The following is a 23,728-nucleotide window of genomic DNA, read 5'->3' as shown; positions in this document are numbered from 1 at the left end:
GCCGGCTTTTGGCGCGCCTTGCGCACGACGGATGGTCCAATATGGAAACATTATAGTAAGGGCAGGACGTGATTCGCCCCAAAACAGGGCGAAACCTACAGAAACGGGATGTAGGAGATGTCTCGTTTCTGGACTGGCTTGTCCTTTTGCGGACACTCCGGGCGTACACCGTAATCGGCGAATTGGCAGGGCCTAGCCAGGCGTTTCTGGATCAGCGTGGGGCGTGTCACATGCACGGCTTGTTCGGGGCTACTTTCCAGAAGGCGGCCTTCGGCGTCGAGGATGTCCACGGCTAGCGAATGGGTACCGTGTTCCAGGTTGTCCAGGGAAAAGACCGGTTCCGATCCGCCTGGGCCGATTGGCGTGTCGTCGAGCCGCAGCCGATAGCGATGGCTGGGATGAAGGCCGGGCTCGCTGATGGCGGTCACTGTCAGCGCACCGGCATCGCGCACGGTGGCGTCGGGTAGCGGAGCGAGAATGCGCAGCCAGCGGTAGCCGAGCTTCTTCGTCCGGGCGCTGGGCTTTCCCGGTGCTGGCTCCGCCATGGCCGGGGCGGGCATGCTGTTGGTCGGGCTCGGGTGGGTCGCCGGTGCGCCGTCCAGGGGGCGGTCGGTGAAGACCCGATTGCCCTGTTCGTCGAGATGACTGTAGATCCCGGCCGTTGCCGGGAAGGCGAGCAGGGCCAGGCAGAAGGGATGATTTGCACGAAGACCTCTATCTGCGCCGATGGACCCGCTGGACGGTGAAGCGCAGCGCAGCACTCCGCTGCAGGGCGTCTTCGCCCGCGAGCACCTCCACCGCCAGGCTGTGTTCGCCACGCTCGACATTGACCAGTTCCAGGCGTGTGGCGTAACCCGGCTGGCCGTAGGGCTGGCCATCCAGCAGCAGGCGCAAGCTGTGTCCGGGGCGCAGACCGGGCCCGATGGCCACCTCGACGGCGAAGCTGCCATCGTTGGCGCGCAGGGACTCGCCGTCCGCAATACCGGTCAGTTCGAGGCGGCTATAATCGATCTTCCCGGATTGCTCCCCGTGCCGGGCCGCTTCCGGTGGACGAGGCGGCGGAATGACGATACTGGGCGGCGGCAGCTCGACCTTTTCCGCGGCCACGCTCTCGGGGGGGTGGCTGCTGAAGACCGGATTGCCGTTGGCGTCGAGGTATTTGTAGATCTGTGCACCGGCCGGAAGGGCCAGCAGCAGGAGCAGGCCGGGCAACGCACTGCGCATGGCGGATTTCCGCGAAAGACGTCGGACGAAACCTTGCGCCGCGACTGCAGGGCTGGCAAGTCCGGCCTTCTCGGAGCGTTATGGCGATCACTCAAAAAAGAAAGGCCTCCCGAGGAGGCCTTCCGGAGTATCGCCGGCTGGATCAGACGCTGTAGTACAGGTCGTATTCCAGCGGGTGCACGAAGGTGCGCACTTTGATTTCCTCTTCGCTCTTCAGCTCGAGGTAGGCATCGATGAAGTCGTCGGAGAAGACGCCACCCTTGGTCAGGAAAGCGCGGCCCTTGTCCAGTTCTTCCAAGGCTTCCTTCAGGCTGCCGCACACCTGCGGGATTTCCTTGGCCTCTTCCGGCGGCAGGTCGTACAGGTTCTTGTCGGCGGCATCGCCGGGGTGGATCTTGTTCTGGATGCCGTCCAGGCCGGCCATCAGCAGCGCGGCGAAAGCCAGGTAGGGGTTGGCCGACGGGTCCGGGAAGCGCGCTTCGATGCGGCGGGCTTTCGGGCTGTTGACGTAGGGGATGCGGATGGAGGCGGAACGGTTGCGGGCCGAGTAGGCCAGCATGACCGGGGCTTCAAAGCCGGGGACCAGACGCTTGTAGGAGTTGGTCGACGGGTTGGTGAAGCCGTTCAGCGCCTTGCCGTGCTTGATGATGCCGCCGATGAAGTACAAGGCGGTGTCGGACAGGCCGGCATAGCCTTCGCCGGCAAAGGTGTTCTTGCCGTCTTTGGCGATGGATATGTGCACGTGCATGCCCGAGCCGTTGTCGCCGTACAGCGGCTTCGGCATGAAGGTCACGGTCTTGCCGTAGGCGTCGGCGACGTTGTGCACGCAGTACTTCAGGGTCTGCACTTCGTCGGCCTTGGCCACCAGGGTATTGAAGCTGACGCCGATCTCGTTCTGGCCGGCGGTGGCCACTTCGTGGTGGTGAACCTCGACCTTCAGGCCCATCTCTTCCAGGGCGTTGCACATGGCGGTGCGGATTTCGTGGTCGTGGTCGACCGGCGGAACCGGGAAGTAGCCGCCCTTGACGCCCGGACGATGGCCCTGGTTGCCGCCTTCGAAGTCGGCGTCGGTGTTCCAGGCAGCCTGCTCGGAGAAGATCTTGAACATGGAGCCGGAAATGTCGGACTTGTACTTCACTTCGTCGAAGATGAAGAACTCGGGCTCCGGACCGAAGAAGGCGGTGTCGCCGATGCCGGTGGACTTCAGGTATTCCTCGGCGCGGCGGGCGATGGCGCGCGGGTCGCGATCGTAGCCCTGCATGGTCGAGGGCTCGATGATGTCGCAGACGATGATCAGGGTCGGCTCTTCGGTGAACGGATCCAGCACGGCGGTGCTGTCGTCCGGCATCAGGATCATGTCGGAGGCTTCGATGCCCTTCCAGCCGGCGATGGAGGAACCGTCGAACATCTTGCCGTATTCGAAGAAGTCGTCGTCCACGTCACGCGCCGGCATGGTTACGTGTTGCTGCTTGCCTTTGGTGTCGGTGAAGCGGAGATCAATCCACTTCACGTCATATTCTTTGATCAGTTGAAGCGACTTCGACATGTTGTCCTCCAGGTGGAGAGAGCCTCGAAAAGACCCTCGGGAATTCAGGTAAAACCGGGCGGCGATCATCCGCCAAGGCAAGCCGCGCCACAAGGGAGCAAGTTTCATGCCACTGCCTTGGCGCAGTGGGGGAATTCTTCGCCAGTCGAGCCTGCCCGGTACCGGCTATTCTGGCGAAAATTTCTGCTCTGTTTATGTGCCTAGGTCAGGATATTTATTTCATTTTGGTGCGCTGCGGCCGCCTTGCCGATAGTTGGTCAAGTCTTGAGCAAGATCCGCTATAATCTCGCCCCCTCTTTTGCCTGACCGGCCCGTGCAGCCTCCATGAAACTCATCGTCAAGGTCTTCCCGGAAATCACCATCAAGAGCCCGCCGGTGCGCAAGCGCTTCATTCGCCAACTGGCGAAGAACATCCGCACCGTGCTGCGCGACCTGGATCCGGAGCTGGCGGTGACGGGCGTGTGGGACAACCTCGAGGTGGAGACCGCGGTCGAGGAGCCGCGCCTGTTGCGCGAGATGATCGAGCGGCTGTGCTGCACGCCCGGTATCGCCCACTTCCTTGAGGTGCACGAGTATCCCCTAGGCGACCTCGACGACATCCTGGAGAAGTGCAAGCGCCACTACGCCGGGCAACTGCCCGGCAAGATCTTCGCCGTGCGCTGCAAGCGCGCCGGCAGGCATCCTTTCACCTCGATGGAGGTCGAGCGCTACGTCGGCGGCTGCCTGCGCCAGCAGTGCGGTGCCGCGGGCGTCTCGCTGAGCGCTCCGGAAGTGGAAGTGCGCATGGAGATCCGCGACCAGCGCCTGTTCGTCGTCCACCGCCAACACGACAGCATCGGTGGTTACCCGCTGGGCGCCCTGGAGCAGACCCTGGTGCTGATGTCCGGCGGCTTCGACTCCACCGTGGCGGCTTTCCAGACGATGCGCCGCGGGCTGATGACCCATTTCTGCTTCTTCAACCTGGGCGGGCGCGCCCACGAGCTGGGGGTGATGGAAGTCGCCCACTACCTCTGGCAGAAGTACGGCAGCTCGCAGCGCGTGCTGTTCGTCAGCGTGCCCTTCGAGGAAGTGGTCGGCGAGATCCTCGGCAAGGTCGACAACAGCCAGATGGGCGTGATCCTGAAGCGCATGATGCTACGCGCCGCCACGCGCGTCGCCGAGCGCCTGAAGATCGACGTGCTGGTCACCGGCGAAGCCATCTCCCAGGTGTCCAGCCAGACCCTGCCGAACCTCTCGGTGATCGATTCGGCCACCGACATGCTGGTGCTGCGCCCGCTGATCGCCAGCCACAAGCAGGACATCATCGACACCGCGATGCGCATCGGCACCGCCGAGTTCGCCCGGCACATGCCCGAATACTGCGGGGTGATCTCGGTGAATCCGACCACCCGCGCCAGGCGCGACCGCGTCGATTACGAGGAGCGCCAGTTCGACATGGCGATCCTTGAGCGTGCTCTGGAGCGCGCCCGCCTGGTGCCGATCGACCGGGTGATCGACGAACTGGGCGAGGAGATTTGCGTGGAGGAGGTCCGCGAGGTCCTGGCCGGACAGATCGTCCTCGACATCCGCCATCCGGAGACGGTCGAGGACGGGCCGCTGGAGTTGCCCGGCGTCGAGGTGCGGGCACTGCCTTTCTATGCGTTGAACAACCGCTTCAAGGAATTGGACAACAACCGCCAATACCTTCTTTATTGCGACAAGGGTGTCATGAGCCGCCTGCATGCTCATCACCTGCTGAGCGAGGGACATGCCAATGTGCGCGTTTATCGTCCGGCATAGGTTGCCGGGGTTGCTCGGTGGCAGCATCCGCCACCGCCCTCCCGACCGCTGAGCGTCCGAACCGTCGCTGCCGGGGACGCCGGCCAGCCTTTCTTTTTCAGCCTCCAGCCCTTAGCTGGAGGCTTTCATCGAGATAGAACCGTGATCGAAAAACTGCGCAACATCGCCATCATCGCCCACGTCGACCATGGCAAGACCACCCTCGTCGACAAGCTGCTCAAGCTCTCCGGCACCCTGGATCGCAAGGAGGCCGAGAACGAGCGCGTGATGGACTCCAACGACCAGGAAAAGGAGCGTGGCATCACCATCCTGGCCAAGAACACCGCCATCCAGTGGAACGGCTACCGCATCAACATCGTCGACACCCCCGGCCACGCCGACTTCGGCGGCGAGGTGGAGCGCGTGATGAGCATGGTGGACTCCGTGTTGCTGGTGGTCGACGCCCAGGACGGCCCCATGCCGCAGACCCGTTTCGTGACCCAGAAGGCGTTCAAGGCCGGCCTGCGTCCGATCGTGGTGGTGAACAAGATCGACCGCCCCGGCGCGCGTCCCGACTGGGTGATCGACCAGATCTTCGACCTGTTCGACAACCTCGGCGCCACCGACGAGCAACTCGACTTCCCGATCGTCTACGCCAGCGCTCTGAACGGCATCGCCGGGCTCGACCACGAGAAGATGGATGACAACATGGATGCGCTGTTCCAGGCCATCATCGACCACGTGCCGGCCCCGGTGGTGGACGTCGATGGGGCGTTCCAGATGCAGATCTCCCAACTAGATTACAACAGCTTCCTCGGCGTGATCGGCATCGGCCGCATCGCCCGCGGCACCGTCAAGGCCAACAGTCCGGTAGCTGCCGTCGGCGCCGACGGCAAGAAGCGCAACGGCCGCATCCTGAAGATCATGGGCCACCACGGGCTGCAGCGCGTCGAGGTGCCGGAGGCCACCGCCGGCGATATCGTCTGCGTCAGCGGCATGGAGGAGCTGTACATCTCCGATACCCTGTGCGACCCGCAGAACGTCGAGGCCCTGCCGCCTTTGACCGTCGACCAGCCGACCGTGAGCATGACCTTCCAGGTCAACGACTCGCCGTTCGCCGGCAAGGAAGGTAAGTTCGTCACCAGCCGCAACATCAAGGACCGCCTGGACAAGGAACTGCTGCACAACGTGGCGCTGCGCGTCGAGCAGGGCGACAGCCCGGAGAAGTTCAAGGTTTCCGGTCGCGGCGAGCTGCATCTGTCCGTACTGATCGAGACCATGCGCCGCGAAGGCTTCGAACTGGCCGTGGGCCGCCCGGAAGTGGTGATCATCGAGAACGAGGCCGGCGAGAAGCAGGAGCCCTACGAAAGCGTCACCATCGACATCGAGGAGCAGCATCAGGGCCCGGTGATGGAGCAGATGGGCCTGCGCAAGGGCGACCTGACCAATATGATCCCGGACGGCAAGGGCCGTATCCGCCTGGAATACACCATCCCGGCGCGTGGCCTGATCGGTTTCCGCAACGCCTTCCTGACCATGACCTCGGGCACCGGCATCCTCACCAGCACCTTCAGCCACTACGGCCCGATCAAGGCCGGCGAAGTGGCCCACCGGCAGAACGGCGTGCTGGTCTCCATGGCCACCGGCACCGCGCTGACCTACTCGCTGGAAACCCTGCAGGACCGCGGCAAGCTGTTCCTGTCGCCCGGCGAGGAGGTCTACGAAGGCCAATTGGCCGGCATCCACAGCCGCGACAACGACCTGGTGATCAACCCGACCAAGGCCAAGAAGCTCGACAACATGCGTGCTTCCGGCAAGGACGAGACCATCCAGTTGACTCCGGCGCTGAAGTTCACCCTGGAACAGGCGCTGGAGTTCATCGACGAGGATGAGCTGGTAGAGGTGACGCCGAAGTCGATCCGCCTGCGCAAGAAGCTGCTCAACGAGAACGACCGCAAGCGCTACGAGCGCAGCAAGGTCTGAGTCGAAACGCTTGATGCTGAAAAAGCCCTGCCGGCGTGCCGGCAGGGCTTTTTTTGCCGCCTGGCGTTCGCAATGCTCAGCCTGCGTCCGTTCGGATCCGAGAGGTTCGGCCGGAGCGGTTTTCGGAGGGAAAGGCGGAAGAGCTCGGGTTGCCGTGCGCCGAAGCGGGCTGGCGCACGGCAATTGTCGCTTCAGCTACGCGTCTGCGAAGGCCGTGGCTAAGGCCTGTTGACGTTTGGGCGTGAGCCGCGTTGCCGCGTCAAATGCCGCCAGGCCGGGCCGCGTTCGGCAAGGCGCGGGTCGCCGGCAATGGTCATTCTTTTGCCAAGACCCGCAACGCCGCATGGCGGCATTTGCCGCGCAGCCTGGGCGGCCCCACCCGTAGGGACGGGGCCCGTTTGGCGCAGCACGGCGTCGCTCGTCGTTCATTTGGAATGACCAAACTTCTCTCCTCGTTCCTTGTTCTGTGCTAAACGGGCCTCCGTCGCGGCCTACGCCCAAACGTCAACAAGCCCTAAGCGAGCAGGGTCTTGCGCATGAATGTCTTACCGTTCGTGGGCGCCTGCTGTCCGTGGCTCCCGCTCGTTCGATGGGGCTGCGTTGCCGATGCTGGTAGGCTTTCGGAGCGACGCCGCCCCCTCGTCGAATCGTCCGTACAACCGAGGAAGATCCTGGCATGACCCCGCTCAAGTATCTCGCCGCCTACCCGTCTCACCTGCAGGATCAGGTCCGCCGGCTGATCGCCGAGGGGCGCCTGGGCGACTACTTGGCCAAGCGCTATCCCGGCCGTCATGCCGTGCAGAGCGACAAGGCGCTGTACGCCTACACTATGGAGCTCAAGCAGCGGTACCTGCGCAACGCGCCGGGCATCGACAAGGTGCTCTACGACAGCAAGCTGGACGTGCTGCGCAACGCCCTCGGCCTGCATACCGCGGTTTCGCGGGTGCAGGGCGGCAGGCTCAAGGCGAAGAAGGAGATCCGCGTGGCCACGCTGTTCCGCGAGGCGCCGCCGGAGTTCCTCGACATGATCGTGGTGCATGAACTGGCGCACCTGCGCGAGTTCGAGCACAACAAGGCCTTCTACCAGCTCTGCGAGCACATGTTGCCCGGTTATCAGCAGCTCGAATTCGACCTGCGCGTCTACCTGACCTGGCGCGATCTGGGCGGGCAGGATGCCTTGCCGGGGCGCTGAGCCTTTCCTTCCCATCCGGCAAAGTGCACGCTGCGCCTGGGTAATTTCTTGCATTTTACCGGATATGCTTTTAAGGTTTTTCTGCAACTCATTGATTCATAGGGTAATTGCCTTTGGCATGAAACCTGCCTTTTTTCCGCCGCAGGACCATATGATTAGGGGGTAGCCAATGAAGCAGATAGAAGAAACTCTTGTTGCCGCTTTTCCCGAGTATCAAGTTCTCCTCAAGCAGCGTCCGGACGGCAGCCTGCTCTTCACCTTGCGGCAGGACGGCCGGCCGGTGATGCGCCGCGCCCTGTCTCTCGATCAGATGCGCAATAGCCTGCAGCTCGACTGGCTGATCAGCGCCATACAGCGCGACCTGGCTATCGAGGCCGGCGAGGCGCCGATGGTCGCCAGACTGCAGAGCCAGAGCCGCCTCCGCTTGCCCACCTACGCCATCCACTGATAGCGAAGACCGGAGCTCCGGGACGGCCTTCGCCTCGGAGCGAGGTGCGCTCGCCCGCTGGCCCGGTATCTTGCCGGGCCGGCGGGTGCAACCGACGAAAATCCCTCCCGTTTTCTCCCGCTATCTTTGCCGCTTCATCCTGACCTGCTTTACTGGCGGCTCCGCCAGATCCGTCAATACCCGTTTGGCCGTTCCCAGAAGGAGTTTTTTCATGGCTGGTAGCAGTCTGCTGACCCTGATCGACGATATCGCCACCTTGCTCGACGACGTCTCGGTGATGACCAAGCTCGCGGCGAAGAAAACCGCTGGCGTGCTCGGCGACGATCTCGCCCTCAACGCCCAGCAGGTCACCGGCGTCGCGGCCGAGCGGGAGTTGCCGGTGGTCTGGGCGGTGGCCAAGGGCTCGCTGCGCAACAAGGCGATCCTGGTACCCGCCGCGCTGCTCATCAGCGCCCTGGCGCCCTGGCTGATCACCCCGCTGTTGATGTTGGGCGGCGCTTTCCTCTGTTTCGAGGGTTTCGAGAAGCTGGCGCACAAGCTGACCCACAGCACCGCCGAGGACGAGACCGAGCGTACCGAACTGAGCGCCGCGCTGGCCGATCCGAACATCGACCTGGTTGCCTTCGAGCAGGACAAGATCAAGGGCGCGGTGCGCACCGACTTCATCCTTTCCGCCGAGATCATCGCCATCAGCCTCGGTACCGTGGCGCAGGCTTCCTTCACCACCCAGGTCGCGGTGCTGGTAGGCATCTCGCTGATCATCACCCTTGGCGTCTACGGACTGGTCGCCGGCATCGTCAAGTTGGACGACCTCGGCCTCTATCTGGAGCGCCAGCCCAGCGCGCTGCTGAACCGGCTGGGCCGGGGCCTGCTGGCGGCGGCACCCTGGCTGATGAAAGCCCTGTCGGTGCTCGGCACCGCGGCGATGTTCCTGGTCGGCGGCGGCATCCTGGTGCATGGCCTGCCGTTCCTGGCCCACTGGTTGCACGGCTTGGAAGCCACCACCAACGGCTTGCCGAACGTCGGCAGCATCCTTTCGGCGCTGCTGCCGACAGTGCTGAACGCACTGGTCGGCATCGTCGCCGGCGGCCTGGTGCTGGCCGGCGTCACGCTGGTCAAGCGCGTCATGAAAGCCTTCGGTCGCTGAGCGCGCTCGGCCCGGCCGTTCCGTCGGCATCGTTGGAGGAATGGCCCGGCTCGTTTAACCGACCTCCAGCACCTCGTAACGCTGGAGCGCCCCGGACAGCGTCAATTCGATCTCGTCTCCCTCGCCGCGTCCGAGCAGGCGCTGGCCGAGCGGCGAGCGCGGGGTGATGACCATCACCTGCCGGTCGCCGTCGCGCACCTTGAGTCCAGCCGCGTCCGGGCCGAGAAACAATGTCTGCTCCACGCCCTGCCCGTCGACCAGACGCACCAAATCGGTCAACTGGATGCCGCGCCCGGCATCGAAGGGACGCGGTTGCAGGTTCCGGTAGCGGTTCAAAGCCTGGCGGATTTCCTCCAGCCGGCGCGACTGGCCAGCGGCCAGATAGGCCGCTTCCAGGCCACGGGTATCGTATTTGTTCTCGGCGATACTCTCTTCGTGGATCGCCGCCTCGTGGGCCGTCTGTACGGCGACCTGGGCGAGGGCGAGATCGTCCTCCAGGCGGGCGAGGATCAGTTGCAATACGCGGGCTTTGCTCATCGGAAGGCGTCGGGGCTGGAAAAGGAAAGCCCGGCGGCATCCGGCCGGGCGAGAAGCGCCGGCTTGCGGCCAGCATCACGAGGCTCATAGTTGATTGCGATTCGGCCGCGCCTGCAAGTCCCACCGTCGCGCGAGGGACGAGCGCGGTGGCGTCCCTCGCGAAGCCTCTCGGAGCGTACGCAGGAAGGCCACCAGATTGGCCTTCTCCTCCGCGCTCAGGCCTGCGCTGCAGCACCAGATTGAAGAACTCCACAATATCTACCGTGCTTCGCTGCCGTGTAGGCAGCTCAGAAAAAGTGCGGGGGTTTCTTGTTTAAGCTTCGGCGACTTCGCTGCCGTGTAGGCAGTTCAGAAAGAGATTGGAACGTTGATTCACGTGGGTTACTCCTTCACTGCCGCTTAGGCAGCTCAAAAATTGAAGTACAGAGCCTCGCCGCCGTATGTGTCCCTTCACTGCCGCCACCAGTCTCCCGCCTCGCCAAACCTGTGCCTACAATGCTCCGTCCCCACCACTAGGCCGACTCCATGCCCTCGACTCCGTTTAGCCAGTCACTCCGCCAGCTCTGGGCCCATCATGTCTTCAGTTACAGCCTGCGGGTGTTTATCGCTCTCACCGGCAGCATGGCGCTGTGCTGGGTCCTAGACCGCATGGACCTGCTCATCCCACTGTTCCTCGGCATCATCGCCAGCGCCCTGGCGGAAACCGACGACAGTTGGGAGGGCCGTCTGCAGGCCTTGCTGGTGACCCTGGCGTGCTTCGCCGCCGCGGCCTTCGCCGTGGAGTTGCTGTTCCCCTATCCCTGGAGGTTCGCCGCCGCCCTGGCGCTGTCCAGCTTCGGTTTGACCATGCTAGGGGCCTTGGGCGAGCGCTATGCGACCATCGCTTCGGGCACCTTGATCCTGTCGATCTATACCATGATCGGCATCCACCAGCGTGGCGGGCCGCCGGTCGATCTGTGGCGCGAGCCCTTGGTGCTGGTCGCCGGCGCCGCCTGGTACGGCGTGCTCTCGGTGATCTGGCAGGCGCTGTTCAGTACCCAGCCGATCCAGCAGAGCCTGGCCCAGGTGTTCCGCGAGCTGGGCGAGTACTTGAAGCTCAAGGCGTCGCTGTTCGATCCGGTGCGCCACCTCGACGTGGGGCAGCGCCGCTTGGAGCTGGCGCAGCGGAACAGCCGGGTAGTGGCTGCGCTGAACGCCGCCAAGGAGATCATTCTGCACCGGGTCGAGAACGGCCGGCCGTCGCCGCAGGTGAATCGCTACCTGAAGCTGTACTTCCTCGCCCAGGACATCCACGAGCGCGGCAGTTCCTCGCACTATCCATACAACGCGCTGGCCGAGGCCTTCTTTCACAGCGACGTGCTGTTTCGCTGCCACCTGGTGATCCGCCAGCAAGGCAAGTCCTGTTTGGCCCTGGCGCGGGCCATCGAACTGCGCCAGCCGTTCGACTACGTCGATCAGAGCCAGGCCCTCGAAGACCTGCACACTTCGCTGGCGCACCTGCGGATGCAGAGCAATCCGGCCTGGCGCCACCTGCTGCACTCACTCGGCGCGCTGGCCGACAACCTCATTCGTCTCGACCGCCTGCTGCAGGATGCGCGCAACCCCGACGCCCTCGCCGATGCCCAGGACAACAGCCTGCTCGACCGCGAGCCGCAGTCGCTCGGTGAGGCCCTAAGCCGCCTGCGCCAGCAGATGACGCCGGCATCGCGGCCGTTCCGCCATGCCCTGCGCCTGGCCGTGGCGCTCTCCGCCGGCTACGGTCTGCTGCACCTGATCCACCCGACTCAGGGCTACTGGATACTGCTGACCACCCTGTTCGTCTGCCAGCCCAACTTCGGCGCCACCCGCCGCCGGGTCCGCCAGCGCATCCTCGGCACCGTACTCGGCCTGTTGGCCGGCTGGACACTGTTCACCCTCTTCCCCAGCCTGCACGTGCAGGCGTTGTTCGCGGTGGTCGCCGGGGTGGTGTTCTTCGCCGCCCGGACCAGCCACTACACTCTGGCCACCGCGGCGATCACCCTACTGGTGCTAGCCTGCTTCAACCAGGTCGGCGACGGCTACGGACTGATCTGGCCGCGTCTGATCGACACCCTGCTCGGTAGCCTGATCGCCGGTCTCGCAGTGTTCCTGATCCTCCCCGACTGGCAGGACCGCCATTTGAACCGGGTGCTGGCCAACACCCTAGCGTGCAACGCCCACTATCTGCGCCAACTGATGCTGCAGTACCGCAGCGGCAAGCGCGACGACCTGGCCTACCGCCTGGCCCGGCGCAACGCGCACAACGCCGACGCGGCGCTGTCCACCACCCTCGCCGGGATGCTCATGGAGCCCGGCCAGTTCCGCCGCGAGGCGGATGTCGGCTTTCGCTTCCTAGTCCTTTCCCACACCCTGCTGAGCTACCTCTCCGCGCTCGGCGCACATCGCGAGCAGTTGCCCGAGGCCGAGTGCCGCCCGCTACTCGACGAGGCTGCCGAACGCCTAGCCAATAGTCTTGAGGAGATCGCCCAGGAACTCGCCGGCAACCGTCCGGTGGCCGAGCACGACGAGACCGAGCAGGCGCTGCTCCGGCATCTCGAACAGTTGCCTGAAGAGCAGGATGACGGGCTGCGTCTGGTGCAGAACCAGTTGGCACTGATCGCCGGCCAACTAGCGCCACTGCGCAGTCTCGCCGCGCCCCTGCAACGGAACCTGGCGCACTGATCGCCGGCGGCCGGCCGGGCGCTCCGGCCGTCCCGCTTTCCGGCGATTCGTCTTTTCCGCTGCGCTCGTCTATGCCTGTTGCTGTTGCCTCTGGACATCCATCGTAGGGAGACCCTCCATGAGCAAAGCGACAATAAAAGCGGGCCTGGCGATCCCGATCACCCTGGCGCTGAGTCTGGCCGACAGCGTCCGGGTGGCCCAGGAGGAGAGACCGATCAGCTACTCGCCGGTGGCGATCACCGAGGACTTCGCCACCATCAAGGAATGCCTCGCGGGCGATAAATCCAGCCTGATGCAGACTTAGCGGCGTCTGCTGGATGCGCGCTACGACCTGTCCGACAAGCCCGTCCAGGGTGTCACCATGAGCAAGGGCAAGCCGGTGCAGGGCAGCGTGCGCGTCAAGCTGCCGAGCGGCACCAACTGGGACGATCTGGGCCGCATGAACCCCTAGGAGATCCGCGGCAGGCGCCTGTTCGGCAGGCTTCGTTTTCTGAGCTGCATACACGGTAGTGAAGAAGATCACCTGGAACAGCCAGTACGCCGATGCGTTTCTGAGCTGCCTACACGGCAGTGAAGACGACACCCCGCTTGAAGTGCTGGCTGAGCTGTTTCTGAGCTGCCTACACGGCAGTGAAGAGGGCAATCATGCTGCTGGTTAACTGCGAGCATTTCTGAGCTGCCTACACGGCAGTGAAGGATGCGGGTCGCCTGCAACTTCATCGGCGGCTTTTCTGAGCTGCCTACACGGCAGTGAAGGATGGCCATGGTCACGGCATCGGTCTCGGTCCTTTCTGAGCTGCCTACACGGCAGTGAAGCTTTCGGATCGCCGAAAGGAATGACGGTGCTATTTCTGAGCTGCCTACACGGCAGTGAAGGAGGTATTGCTCGAACGACAGGCAGTAGGGCATTTCTGAGCTGCCTACACGGCAGTGAAGTAGAGTTCGAGCAGCGCGCCGGATACCTCTTTTTTCTGAGCTGCCTATACGGCAGTGAAGTAGACGTCGTTGTTGAGCAGGTCCTGGTAGTTTTTCTGAGCTGCCTACACGGCAGTGAAGGGAGGGCGCAAGGCGAAGGTCATGCCGTCAATTTTCTGAGCTGCCTACACGGCAGTGAAGTCGTATGTCGCTGCGAAGATGTCCGGCTTGCATTTCTGAGCTGCCTACACGGCAGTGAAGATATCGGCGAGAGGTTGGCCGGGCTGGAGTAATTTCTGAGCTGCCTACACGGCAGTGAAGGCACGGCGGCGTTCGTCCGCAACTGGTTCGGCTTTCTGAGCTGCCTACACGGCAGTGAAGCAGCGATTCAAACAGCCAACCCATTGCTCTGCAAGGAAAAATCCGGTTCGCAGCGTGATGACCCATAAAATCGGGCGAAGATGCAAGTCCTTGTTTTTAAAGAGCCTGCAGTTCGCCCCGGAAAAAAGGGTCAGAACCAGGGTACGGTCGCGCCGTTGCTCAGGCCGTAGGCTGTGAAGGTTCCAGTGAGCGGTTGCTCCTGCGGTTCGCCCTGTTCGACGAACAGCCGGAAGTTCTGTCCGGTGCTCTGGCTGCGCAGGGCGATGAAGGGCAAGTCCAGCATGCGGCTTTCCATCGTTTCAGGTATTCGCTCGTGGGTCTGCTCCTCGGTTAGGCCGTGTCTTTTCGCCAGGCGTCGGCGTAGGCGTTCGGGATTGCTCTTGCTCTGGACGCGACGTACCACCCGGTACCGGGCTCCTGCTGGTACGGGCTGCAGAGCGGTAATGTTGGTGTGGTCGCGCATGCCGCTCAGCCAGTCGAGCACCATCAGGGCCTGCAGTGCCTGCGCCGAGCCGTGCAGGCGCAGGTGGTCGCCGAGGGTGCGAGGTTTGGAGCGCATTCGCGGGAAGCTCACGCCGATGTCATATGTCTGCCTCTGCGCCAAGGCCCGGTGCAGTTTGGCGAACAGGGCGTTCATCAACTGGTTCTGGGCGAATTCCGGGTCTGGCAGCAAGTGGATGTCGATATAGCTGTCCATGCGCTTCCCCTCAGTTGTTGGCGTCCCCAAAGACGCCGCCGCGAATCAACGTGGCGATGACGAAATGCTGGTCGCCTTCGTCGGGCTGCTTATCCTTGAGTACCCAACTGTCCAGCAGGGTATAGAAGTCCGCCTTGGCTTTGGGCTGGCGGTAGGCTTTGCTCTGGGTGGTGACCGAGCCATAGGGTTCCACGGCGATGGGGCCGAGCGGTTCGCCACTTTCGTTCGGGTACCAGGTGTCGATGGTACGCAAGGCGTTGCCGATCTTCTGCGAGTGAATGGCGGCGACCGCATTGTCGCCTTCGCCCACGGCATACAGGGTCTTGCTCTTGTTGCCGCGACCGCGGTCGAGGATCAGTTCCTGGGAAGGGAAGACTTCCTGGCCTGCGCCGATACGTGCGAATGCGGTGATCCGGAGCAGGACGTGCGAGGCACCCGCCAGCCCGGATTCGATCAGCGCGGCGAGTGCTGCGAGGTCGCTCGCTGCGCTGGCGGGAGTGGACAGTTCGCGCAAAGAATGGCCGAGTGCCTGGAAGGTCCACTGTGTGGCCGGCTTGCCGTCCTTCAGGTGTTCTACCCGCACTTCCACCTGTTCGGCACCGATGCGGTTGCGCCACAGGAAGCGGCCGTTGGCGAGGTTAGCGGCATAGCGGCGCGCCAGTTCGCCGAAGCCGTGCTGCTGCACGTAGCCGGCGACGGTGGCGACCAGCTTTCTGCGGTAGTCCGAGGCGCCTTTACCACCACAAGCGGAAGGTTCGCCGACACCGCCCAGCACGCGCAGGGTGAACTGAACCTTCAGGGTGTCGGTATCCGGTGAAAGCGCAGCCACATCCACCCTCTGCAAGTTGGGATTCTCGATGGCGGCATCGAGCTTGGCCGGGTCTTGATCCTTGGTCTTGAGCCGGTTGGAGATGGTGCCGCGCACCGATTTCTCTCGAATTTTCACCGGCTGCCAGACGATTGGCTTGTCACGCGCATCCCAGTTACCCGAGAAGAACAGCGCATCGGATGGATCGAGTTTGCGTTCGAAAGCGAGGACGGAAGCGGTCTCGAGCTCTTTGGACATGATGAGATTCCTTGTCGTGCGGGACAATCAGTCGAAATCGTAGAGCTGCTCGAAGGCATCGGCAGCCGGGCGGTAGTCGTTGCGGCAGCGGTAGAGGCCGTCGTCGGGCTGGTTATCGGCGTACCAGAGCAGTTGCTGGGGCGAATGCAGGCGATGCGGGCTGATCCACTCGCCGACCGAATATAGGCTTTCGACAAAGCGGAACGGCACGTCCATGTCACGGGCATTGGCAACGCTGCCGGGCGCGTGCAATTCGCCGAGCGCGCCATAGCCTATCGGGATGGGTACGATCCAACCGCTGCCCTTCGGGCGGTCGTTGATCCAGCGGCCCTTGCCGCCGTTTCCATCCGGCTGGTAGCACCAGTTGATGCGCGACAGCGACAGCCAGGCATCCAATCGGGTGGCTTGCGGGGTTTCGGCCTGCATCTGCGCTAGCCGCTGGTCGATCAGGTCCTCGCGCGCCACCAGAGCCGAACCGGGCAACAGGCGTACGCAGACTTCGCGGAAGGCCTGCCGTCTGTCGGCGCTGTTGCCGGTGAAGTCGGCCAGCCACGGCTGATGGCGTCGTGAGTCCGGCTGCGTGGCCGGCAGCACGGTGCCGCCGGCCACGCGCATGCCGGACAACAGGTTGGCAATAGTGGCAAGGTCGGCCGCCTGCGCCTGTGCATCCCAGGGTTCGGCATGCACGGCCATGACCAGACTTAGATCGAGATGGATGCGGCCTTCCTCGACGATGGCGGCGGTGCTGCCGTCCTTGTCCACGGGGTTGCGGGTCAGGCGGAACGATTTGACGAAACCGCCGTCGTTCACCTGTTCCTGCCAGCCGTGGCTAATCACGCCGATCGCATTGAATTCCAGCGCAATGCCGGCTTTGCGCGCCTTGCGTTCCAATGCCCAGAGCAGGCCCAGGAATGCCGTCATCGACGGAAAGCCATGGGTCAGCGGACTGGAAATGGCATTGGCATTCTGGATGCGCAGGTGCGGCAGTATTAGAAGGTGGGTGAAGCGCGGGAAGTCGTCGTTCACGCGAGCTCCTCCACCTTGGCGCGGCGTCGCAGCGGCGTGGGCCAGGCCACGTCGAGGAGGATGTGGCTCACCCAGTGATTGAGCTCGGGCAATGCCATCGTCACCAGTTTCGCCTTGTGCATCTGTTTGTTGAGCCACAGGCCGAAGTGGGTAGCGACCTCGTCGGCCCAGTCGCCGCGGTCGTATTCGGCCTTGAAGGCTTCGTCTTCATCGGTCCATCCCAGGTGCTCCGGGTCCGCCCGCTCCGGATCCAGCCACAGCCGTTCGCACTGCAGCAGGTGGCAGTCGTCCGCGCGCGTCCAGCCGGCGGGATAGCGCCCGCGGATAGCGACGCCGAACAGGGCCAGTTGTTCGGCAATCTGCTTGACCCGTTCGTCGCGCGTGTCGCGGATGCCCTTGTTGCCGGCCTTGTCCTGTACGGACAGCAGGTAATTAACCAATGCGGTCGTGTGCTTGCGCACATCCCCGAACCACAGAAACACCTCGAACGCCGATTTCCGCTTCGAGATGCCGGAACCTCCGTCCGCTTGCCACGCCGGTGGCGGTAGCGATGGCAGCAAGTAATTGATGCCGCCGCGTTCACTGTTGAGCTGGGAGATATTTTGCGGCTTTGTACCGCCAAGCTTGCGGGCCACTAGGTTGCGATAATCGCGGTACGGCACATCGGAGGGCTGCTTGTCCCTGAAAGCCTGCCGCGCCTGCTTGTTGCCCTCGCCGAAGCGCGCGTCCTGGATGTTTGCATGCACGGCATGGGCCAGCGAACTGGAGAACATCGGTTGCAACAAGTGGTATTGGCTGTCGTCCAGGGGGTCTTCGCCGACCAGCCAGTAGACCTGCTTGGCCATCGGATGGGTGGTCGGTTCGGCATCCTTGCGCACCAGCGAGGCGAATGCCTCCATCCACGTCTTCGCCAGCGTGGAGTCCGGCGACAAGGCCGCCATCAGGTCCGCGTCGCCGGCTTGCATCCAGTCGATCAGGCGCTTGCCGTCCACGTCGAGCTTGAGGAACTTAAACACGTCCAACGCCGCGGCATTACCGACCACATCCTCGGCGTAGTCCTCGCCGAGCAGGTGACTACCGATGTCGCGATGCTGGGGCAGCATGACCGGGTCGATATGTAGGCTGCTACCGCGGGCGTCCGGGTGCGTGGCCTTGAGTACGTGCGTGACCGCCTGGATCTGCCCTACCCGACGTGCGGCATCGGCCAACCAAGTAGCGTACTCGTATTTCGAGGCTGTACCGGCATCGTCGTCCTTGCCCTTCAGCTTGGCTTCGCGCCGGGCTTCGATGAAGGTGGCGATGGTGGTGCGAAAGCGATTGGAACGAGGTTCTGATCCTGTTACTTCGTTCATGAAAGTCCTTTTATATGCCTCTGACGAGGCGTACGTGTAGAATCCCCACGGCAGCTTGCCGCCGCCGTAGGGATGCGGTGTTATCCGCTCAAATGGCTAATAAGGTCATGCGCTGATTACGCACATCTCTATCCTCCTGCACGGCTACCGTTCGTGCGTTGGGCTGGGACCAACCGGCGGGCTGTTATCAACGCCCCCAGTCGTTGCAGCGACTGGGGGCGTTTTTATGATTGCGCCTTTCTTCTGGCTCGTCAATTCCATTGTGCTCCCACTTTCATTTACCACTGTTCCCTCCCTTGCTATCCTAATATTCGTGGCTAGAGATGCTTACTGCTGGAAAAGCAGCTCAGAAAACTGTGCTCCCTCTTTCGAAGCCACATTTACTGCCGAGCAGGCAGCTTGTTGCCTCCGGAAGTGGCTACAATGCAATCATTGCAGTCACTTCCGGAGGGTTTCCCCATGGCTACCATGACCATCCGCAACCTTGACGACGACGTGAAGGCGCGCCTGCGCGTGCGGGCGGCGCAGCATGGGCGTTCGATGGAGGAGGAGGCGCGCAGCATCCTGCGGGCAGCGCTCGACGCCGATCCGCAAGCCCATACCGGGGCCGCGCTGGTCAAGGCCATCCGGGCGCGGATGGAGCGGTTCGGCGGCATCGAACTGGATCTGCCGCCACGTGAGTTGATGCGCGAGCCGCCCGATTTTAGCGGGCCCGAGTTCGATCCGTGATCGTGCTCGATACCAATATCCTGTCCGAGTTGATGCGCCCGATCCCAGAGCCCAAGGTGCTAGCGTGGTTGGAGAAGCAGACGGGCGATATCCTGTTCACCACGGCGATTTCGCGTGGCGAGATGCTTTACGGCGCGCAGCGCCTTCCGGCTGGCAAACGTCGCGATGAGATATTCCAAGAGATCGAAGCGATCTTCTCCACGGACATGGCGGGCCGCGTGCTGCCTTACGACGAAGCCGCTGCCGATGCCCATGCCGAGCTTGCGGCCTTGCGGCGCGCGCAAGGGCGGCCGTCGAGCCAGTCGGACATGATGATCGTCGGCATCGTGCGTTCGCACGGGGCCAGGCTAGCGACCCGCAACGTGCGGGATTTCGAGGGCTGCGGCATCGCGCTGGTCGATCCCTGGCATTGAGGCGTGTTCTCAACGTGTGGAGCCGAAGCCTAGCCATGGATGCCAGTGCCAGCGCAAGCCATGCTCGTTGTGCGGCACTTCGACCACGGTGAACTTGTGCGCGGCCGCATCCAGCGGCATGTCTTCGGTTTCGGCCAGTTTGGTCAGGTGTGCAAGTAATTGCGACAGGTCGAGACCGCCCCATGGCGCAATGCCGGATGCACGCTGCAGTTTGACGGGATGCAGCATTTCCGGTGCCGGGACGTGGATCTGCATGCCGCGTCGTGTCGGGTTATTCTCGATGCGATGTGGAATCAGGGTTTCCCCATCCTCGTCGGGCAAAAAAACCAGTGTGGCATCGAGACGCTCGTCGGCACGGAACGGCTGCTGCTGTGGTAACACGCCGGTCAGCCGTGCCTGAGGATGTAGCCATGACGGCACAGCCTGGTCGCGTTCCAGTGTCGGCACCGTGCCGCCACGGCGGCGGCGACCCATTGCTAGCGCCGGCACGGGTTGCGGCAGCATCGCGGCTTGCAGACGAGCGTGTTCCAGGTCGATCCAGTTGTGGCACGGGTCCATCTCATCGGCAAGCCGCGGCTGGATGCGTGGCCGGGCGTCGATACACCGTTCCCTGGTTCCCGGCCAGACGGCGCGCAGCCGGTGGGATGTCAGCAGGAAGCGTTCTTCGTCCTCGAAACCCGGACGGATGAAAGCCGGGCGCTGGCTGTCTCCGGCTTCCAGAGCCTTGAGGTTGGTGTCGAATACCAGCATGTTGGCGGTCGCCGGCGATTTGCGTCGATGCCGCTGCACACGCCCGGCGAGCTGGATCAGCGCGCGCATCGACGAGGGTTCGGCCACGGCCCAGTCGGCGTCCCAGTCGCGGCCGACCTCACAGACGGGCGAGGCGAGGACGACGAACAGGTGGTTCTGTTCCGGATGGGCATCGAGCGCGGCGCGGATGGTCGGCAAGCGGTAGACCTCCTGCCCGTCGCCGCGCCGGTTGAGGGCGGTATCGAGCTGGTGCTCGATGGCCGAGCGTTGCGCCAGCGGGAAACGCGCATGGTAGACGCATAGATGGATGCGGGTGTCCTGTGGCGCGCCGAGCGCGAAGAGTTCGCGCGCCACGTCGAACAGCGGGTCGATGTTGGCCATGCGCACGATGCCGAAACTGACCTGTTTGCCGCTGACGGGATCGGTCTCGGCGTGATCGCCATGCAGGCGCAGGCAGGCGTCGCGCAGGTGCCGGGCGAACTCGGCACGGACCTTCGCTTCCGGCAGGTTCTTGGCGATGTCCAGCGGCACCAACTCGGCCCGCCGCAGCGGCTCGGCTTTTTCCAGTTTCGCCGCGCGCTTGCCGACGAACTGGCCGTGCTGGTCGGCGAAGGTCGACGCATCCGCACAGACCGCGGTCTGCGCACCGAACTCATCGGCCCACAAGCAGGGTATTTCGACCTGTTTCGCATGCTGCCCGCCATCGCTGCCGCGATTGTGCCGGTAGTGAATACGCCCGGCGTAATAAGCCAGGAACATGCCTTCGACCAGTGCCGGCGGCAGCGTGGCCGAGGACAGCACCACGCGGGTGCCGAGCATGCCGGCCCAGTGTACCAGTCGGGTCAGTGCGGGCAGGTCGTCGAGGTCGTAGTCGTCCAGTTCGTCGAGCACCAGGTCGGCGCTCATCAGGCGCAGCATCGGCGCGATCTGCCGGCCGGCGCGCAGCGCTTCGGTGGCGGGGACCATGTGATCCACCGTGCAGACCAGCATCGGCGCGGACAGCAGGTTGCGGATGTCGGCGTCGTGGAGGGCGCGCGACAGTAGCGGGTGGTCGGCGGCGACGCCTTCGTAGAGGACGTGGCTGTCTTCTTCGATCAGGCCCTGAACCGAGGCCGAGCCGTGTGCTTCGGCCTTCTGCTCGTAGTATTCGAACAGGGCTCGGCTAGCCGAGCCGCCGACGCGGATCGCCAGTTCGCCTTCGCCCAAATGCAGGTCGTTGCGGTAGCTGTGTCCAGTTTGCTGGGTCAGGGTACGCAGGCCCAGGGCGTAGGTGGCGCGAAAGCCCCTTTGCGGATTGGCCAGGGCATAGAGAATGCGGGCGTTGGCCAGCGTCTTGCCGCAGCCGGTGGAGGCCATGTTGACGATGAAAGCCCCGTGTTCGTGGGCAGCCTCGCGCAGCGAGACGGCGGCGTCGGCAGCCTTGTCCTGCCAGGAAAATCTCGGGTCGGCGCTGCGCTTGCGCAGGCCGCGGTGGTTGGCCAATCGCGGCAGATAGCGCTCGAAGCCGGGCAAACCGTGGGCGATCAGCCCGGCATCGCGGGCCACGCCGAGCAGGTGTTCGTCCAGCGGCTGTTTGAGGTTGCCGTCGTGGTCGGTGTTGGCGAACAGGCGGGTATTGCCGTCGCCTTTCACGCGTAACGGCGAATCCTTCGGCAGGCTGGAGTAGTGGTGGTCGGCCAGCATCAGGCTCAAGCGCGCCAGGTGCATGACGTAGGGATTGTCGAGCCAATCGCCTTGGCGTTGCGGATAACGCTCCAGCAGACGCCTGGCCAATCGCGCGGCCTGTGCGCGCCATTTCGGCTCGATGACGGGCAGTGGGCCGGCAGCCTGCCAATAGGATTCGACTTGTGCGCGTTCGGCCTGCTGGCGGATTTCATTCCAGTTGTGCGCGACTTGGGCCAGCGGGGTTTCCAGCCAAGCCTGACTGAAGCGATGCGAACGTCTGCCGAGACATTCCTGCTTGCCTTCTTTCTCGACCGGCACCATCGGCAGGCGATGGTGAGTCACGATCAGCCAGCCCACAGCAGCAGCCAGGGTTGGCAGATCGCAAAATGGATATGGATCGCCGCCATCCAATCCATCTCGCTGATAGCGGCCAGCAGCAAGCCAGAGCTGTTCGTCGAACGCCTCCGGCTCAGCCAACCGCCGCAACCAATCCTCATCCCCCGCCTGACCAACGAACGCCAAAAACAACCGCAGCGACACCCATTCGTGTCGGTACAGGTTTCTTTCCTGCAGTTTCCCGCGCAGCCGTTCCTGAAATGCGGTGCTGGCCTTGCCCAAGTCATGGAACAGCGCAGCCAGTTGCGCCAGCAGGCGGATATCTTCGCCCGTGTGCCAGTCGTTCTCGTCTTCCCGGCGTAGCACGTTGCGCCGGGTGCTGTTGGTCGGCACTGCGCCCTGAGCGTTGAAGCGGTGGGCGTCGCCGACGATCCACAGCAGTTCGCTGTGATCCTTGCCACGAATCCAGTGGCAGGCGACGGCGGTATTTTTACGGGCGGTCTTGCGCAGCAGTTTGCGCAGGGTGTCCAGACCAGCTTGGGTGATCGGCGTCTGCCAGGTGCGCTCGCCCCGGCGCTCGGCGAACTGGTCGAGGATGCGCCGGGTTTCGCTCAGGGCGCGCTTGCTGCACTCGGAGATCAGCAGGACGTTCATGGGCGCGCTCCGCCCAGCCGTTGGGCGACGGCTTGCAGGTTGTCGATCATGAAGTCGAGCGCTTCGCTGCGCGCCAGGTTTTCCAGACAGGCCTGGCGGAACTCCTGCTCCTCGTCGCCGTTCATGGCGGAGATGAAGGACTGGGGAAGGATCAGCGCGTCCTTGACCAGGTCGGCCACGTCGAATACCAGGCCGCCGCGGCGGGTCTTGCCATGCAGCACGGCCAGGCCATGGGGCAGTCCGAGCACCCAGGTGGCGGTGGCGGCCAGACCGTAGGCCAGATAATTGCCGTGGTCGAGAAAGCGGTTGGCCGGATCGCCGCCGCTGCCGCGCTTGGCCCGCACGAAGTCCTCATAGCCGACCGCCTGCGCCGCGAGGCGGAACAGGTTCTTGGTCAGGCGGGCTTCCTCGGTGAGCAGGAAGGTACTGTCCGGAGCCGCCTCCAGTGCCTTGCCGGTGCGTGCCAGAAGACCTTTCAACTGTCCGGAGTCGACCCGGAAATTGGCGTCGCGCAGCCAGCGACCGTCCAGCCATTGGCGTTCGATCAGTTCCAGCCGGGAGCGCTGGAAAGCCTTCGCGGCCTCCAGGCGCTTGCCGTCGTCGAACCAGAAGGACACCCAGCGCTGCAGGTATTCGGTAGGGCGGTATTCGCTCTGCGGACAGAACCAGGCGACTTCGACATCCATTTCGTTGGCGCTGAACAACGGGGTGCCGCCTCCGCCGGAAAATCCCACCAGCACGCCAGCCTTGGCCAACTCGCGCATCGCCGCCTGGGTGATGGAAGTGCCGGTGCCGAGCAGCAGCGTGGTGGTGTTGGCGATGGGGATGTTCCAGTACAGGGAGCGCTTGCCCTCGTCGGTGACGTACTCCACCCGTCCGCCGTTGACCAGCACACGGCAGTGCTCGAGGTAGTAGAGATTGGCCCGCTTGGAGTGCAGGATGGTTTTGAGGTCGGAGGGGGAAAAGTCGTCCATGGCAAAACTCGTGATGGCGAATGGCTGGCCAGGCCTTGGTGTCGGCAAGGCGAAGAGTGGTTATTTATACATATAAATTTTTCGAGCGGACAAACTTCTCCAAGGGTTCGATGGGGGACCACTGGGCGGGCCGGAGTGTGTCAAGGTGTCATGTCATCCGAACGGTCGCTGCGACTCCAGCTTGCCATAAGGACGAGATCCCGGCGTGTCCTGGAGGGTATGGAGAATCGCTAGA

Annotated in this window: 19 protein-coding genes and 1 CRISPR repeat array; of the genes, 9 read left to right on the top strand and 10 right to left on the bottom strand. The window is 63.6% G+C overall.

Annotation, left to right across the window (positions count from 1 at the left end; genetic code table 11):
- Positions 1-95: 95 nt before the first annotated feature.
- The 3 genes from ACGI6K_RS19120 to glnA form a co-directional block, all read right to left on the bottom strand.
- Positions 96-761 (bottom strand): DUF4124 domain-containing protein, encoded by a 666-nt coding sequence (locus tag ACGI6K_RS19120; RefSeq protein WP_376948028.1) that lies wholly within the window; start codon positions 759-761, stop codon positions 96-98.
- A complete protein-coding gene (locus tag ACGI6K_RS19115; RefSeq protein ID WP_376948027.1) occupies positions 715-1,224 on the bottom strand; it encodes a DUF4124 domain-containing protein in 510 nt (169 codons plus the stop codon). Before ACGI6K_RS19115 ends, ACGI6K_RS19120 begins: the two co-directional genes overlap by 47 nt.
- 142 nt (positions 1,225-1,366) lie before the next feature.
- Positions 1,367-2,770: a glutamate--ammonia ligase gene (gene glnA / locus ACGI6K_RS19110; protein ID WP_376948026.1), complete on the bottom strand. Its 1,404-nt coding sequence runs from the start codon at positions 2,768-2,770 to the stop codon at positions 1,367-1,369.
- Between the two features lie 324 nt (positions 2,771-3,094).
- Here glnA and thiI point away from each other — a divergent pair, with 324 nt between their 5' ends.
- The 5 genes from thiI (at position 3,095) to ACGI6K_RS19085 (ending at position 9,298) form a co-directional block, all read left to right on the top strand.
- On the top strand, positions 3,095-4,549 hold the full coding sequence (thiI, locus tag ACGI6K_RS19105) for a tRNA uracil 4-sulfurtransferase ThiI (protein WP_376948025.1): 1,455 nt from the start codon (positions 3,095-3,097) through the stop codon (positions 4,547-4,549).
- Between the two features lie 141 nt (positions 4,550-4,690).
- Positions 4,691-6,511, top strand: coding sequence for a translational GTPase TypA (gene typA, locus ACGI6K_RS19100; RefSeq protein WP_376948024.1), 1,821 nt, complete (start codon positions 4,691-4,693; stop codon positions 6,509-6,511).
- Between the two features lie 676 nt (positions 6,512-7,187).
- Positions 7,188-7,703, top strand: coding sequence for a M48 metallopeptidase family protein (locus ACGI6K_RS19095; protein WP_376948023.1), 516 nt, complete (start codon positions 7,188-7,190; stop codon positions 7,701-7,703).
- Positions 7,704-7,872: 169 nt separating this feature from the next.
- Positions 7,873-8,151: a DUF3509 domain-containing protein gene (locus tag ACGI6K_RS19090; RefSeq protein WP_376948022.1), complete on the top strand. Its 279-nt coding sequence runs from the start codon at positions 7,873-7,875 to the stop codon at positions 8,149-8,151.
- 211 nt (positions 8,152-8,362) lie between these two features.
- A complete protein-coding gene (locus tag ACGI6K_RS19085) occupies positions 8,363-9,298 on the top strand; it encodes a DUF808 domain-containing protein (protein WP_376948021.1) in 936 nt (311 codons plus the stop codon).
- A 54-nt stretch (positions 9,299-9,352) separates the two neighbouring features.
- Here the strand turns inward: ACGI6K_RS19085 and ACGI6K_RS19080 are convergent, their stop codons facing one another.
- Entirely contained in the window at positions 9,353-9,835 is a 483-nt protein-coding gene (locus tag ACGI6K_RS19080; RefSeq protein ID WP_376948020.1) for a GreA/GreB family elongation factor, read from the bottom strand.
- A gap of 525 nt (positions 9,836-10,360) precedes the next feature.
- Between ACGI6K_RS19080 and yccS the strand changes: the two genes are divergently transcribed.
- Positions 10,361-12,535 (top strand): YccS family putative transporter, encoded by a 2,175-nt coding sequence (gene yccS, locus ACGI6K_RS19075; protein ID WP_376948019.1) that lies wholly within the window; start codon positions 10,361-10,363, stop codon positions 12,533-12,535.
- A 118-nt stretch (positions 12,536-12,653) separates the two neighbouring features.
- Complete coding sequence (locus tag ACGI6K_RS19070) at positions 12,654-12,839, top strand: hypothetical protein (RefSeq protein ID WP_376948018.1); 186 nt, start codon at positions 12,654-12,656, stop codon at positions 12,837-12,839.
- 183 nt (positions 12,840-13,022) lie between these two features.
- A CRISPR array of direct repeats spans positions 13,023-13,831; the repeat unit is 28 nt; unit sequence TTTCTGAGCTGCCTACACGGCAGTGAAG.
- 130 nt (positions 13,832-13,961) lie between these two features.
- On the opposite strand, the gene cas6f is transcribed toward ACGI6K_RS19070, so the two are convergent.
- The 4 genes from cas6f to csy1 are packed head-to-tail and all read right to left on the bottom strand — an operon-like array spanning position 13,962 to position 17,972.
- A complete protein-coding gene (gene cas6f, locus ACGI6K_RS19065; RefSeq protein ID WP_376948017.1) occupies positions 13,962-14,528 on the bottom strand; it encodes a type I-F CRISPR-associated endoribonuclease Cas6/Csy4 in 567 nt (188 codons plus the stop codon).
- A 10-nt stretch (positions 14,529-14,538) separates the two neighbouring features.
- Complete coding sequence (csy3, locus tag ACGI6K_RS19060) at positions 14,539-15,594, bottom strand: type I-F CRISPR-associated protein Csy3 (RefSeq protein WP_376948016.1); 1,056 nt, start codon at positions 15,592-15,594, stop codon at positions 14,539-14,541.
- Positions 15,595-15,621: 27 nt separating this feature from the next.
- Positions 15,622-16,620, bottom strand: coding sequence for a type I-F CRISPR-associated protein Csy2 (gene csy2 / locus ACGI6K_RS19055; protein WP_376948015.1), 999 nt, complete (start codon positions 16,618-16,620; stop codon positions 15,622-15,624).
- Positions 16,617-17,972, bottom strand: a complete 1,356-nt coding sequence (gene csy1, locus ACGI6K_RS19050) for a type I-F CRISPR-associated protein Csy1 (protein ID WP_376948014.1) — start codon at positions 17,970-17,972, stop codon at positions 16,617-16,619. Before csy1 ends, csy2 begins: the two co-directional genes overlap by 4 nt.
- A gap of 459 nt (positions 17,973-18,431) precedes the next feature.
- Between csy1 and ACGI6K_RS19045 the strand changes: the two genes are divergently transcribed.
- Positions 18,432-18,701 (top strand): FitA-like ribbon-helix-helix domain-containing protein, encoded by a 270-nt coding sequence (locus ACGI6K_RS19045; RefSeq protein WP_376948013.1) that lies wholly within the window; start codon positions 18,432-18,434, stop codon positions 18,699-18,701.
- Positions 18,698-19,114, top strand: coding sequence for a type II toxin-antitoxin system VapC family toxin (locus ACGI6K_RS19040; RefSeq protein WP_376948012.1), 417 nt, complete (start codon positions 18,698-18,700; stop codon positions 19,112-19,114). The genes ACGI6K_RS19045 and ACGI6K_RS19040 overlap by 4 nt, the downstream gene beginning before the upstream one ends.
- A 9-nt stretch (positions 19,115-19,123) precedes the next feature.
- Here the strand turns inward: ACGI6K_RS19040 and cas3f are convergent, their stop codons facing one another.
- Positions 19,124-22,519 carry a type I-F CRISPR-associated helicase Cas3f gene (gene cas3f, locus ACGI6K_RS19035; protein WP_376948011.1) on the bottom strand — a complete coding sequence of 1,132 codons (3,396 nt, stop codon included), beginning with the start codon at positions 22,517-22,519 and terminating at the stop codon, positions 19,124-19,126.
- A complete protein-coding gene (gene cas1f, locus ACGI6K_RS19030; RefSeq protein ID WP_376948010.1) occupies positions 22,516-23,493 on the bottom strand; it encodes a type I-F CRISPR-associated endonuclease Cas1f in 978 nt (325 codons plus the stop codon). The genes cas3f and cas1f overlap by 4 nt, the downstream gene beginning before the upstream one ends.
- Between the last annotated feature and the right edge of the window lie 235 nt (positions 23,494-23,728).

The organism is Azorhizophilus paspali (assembly GCF_043587585.2).
In the GTDB taxonomy this organism is placed as follows: domain Bacteria; phylum Pseudomonadota; class Gammaproteobacteria; order Pseudomonadales; family Pseudomonadaceae; genus Azotobacter; species Azotobacter paspali.
The sequence above is the reverse complement of the archived record's forward strand: the minus strand, read 5'-3'. Positions and strand labels throughout refer to the sequence as shown.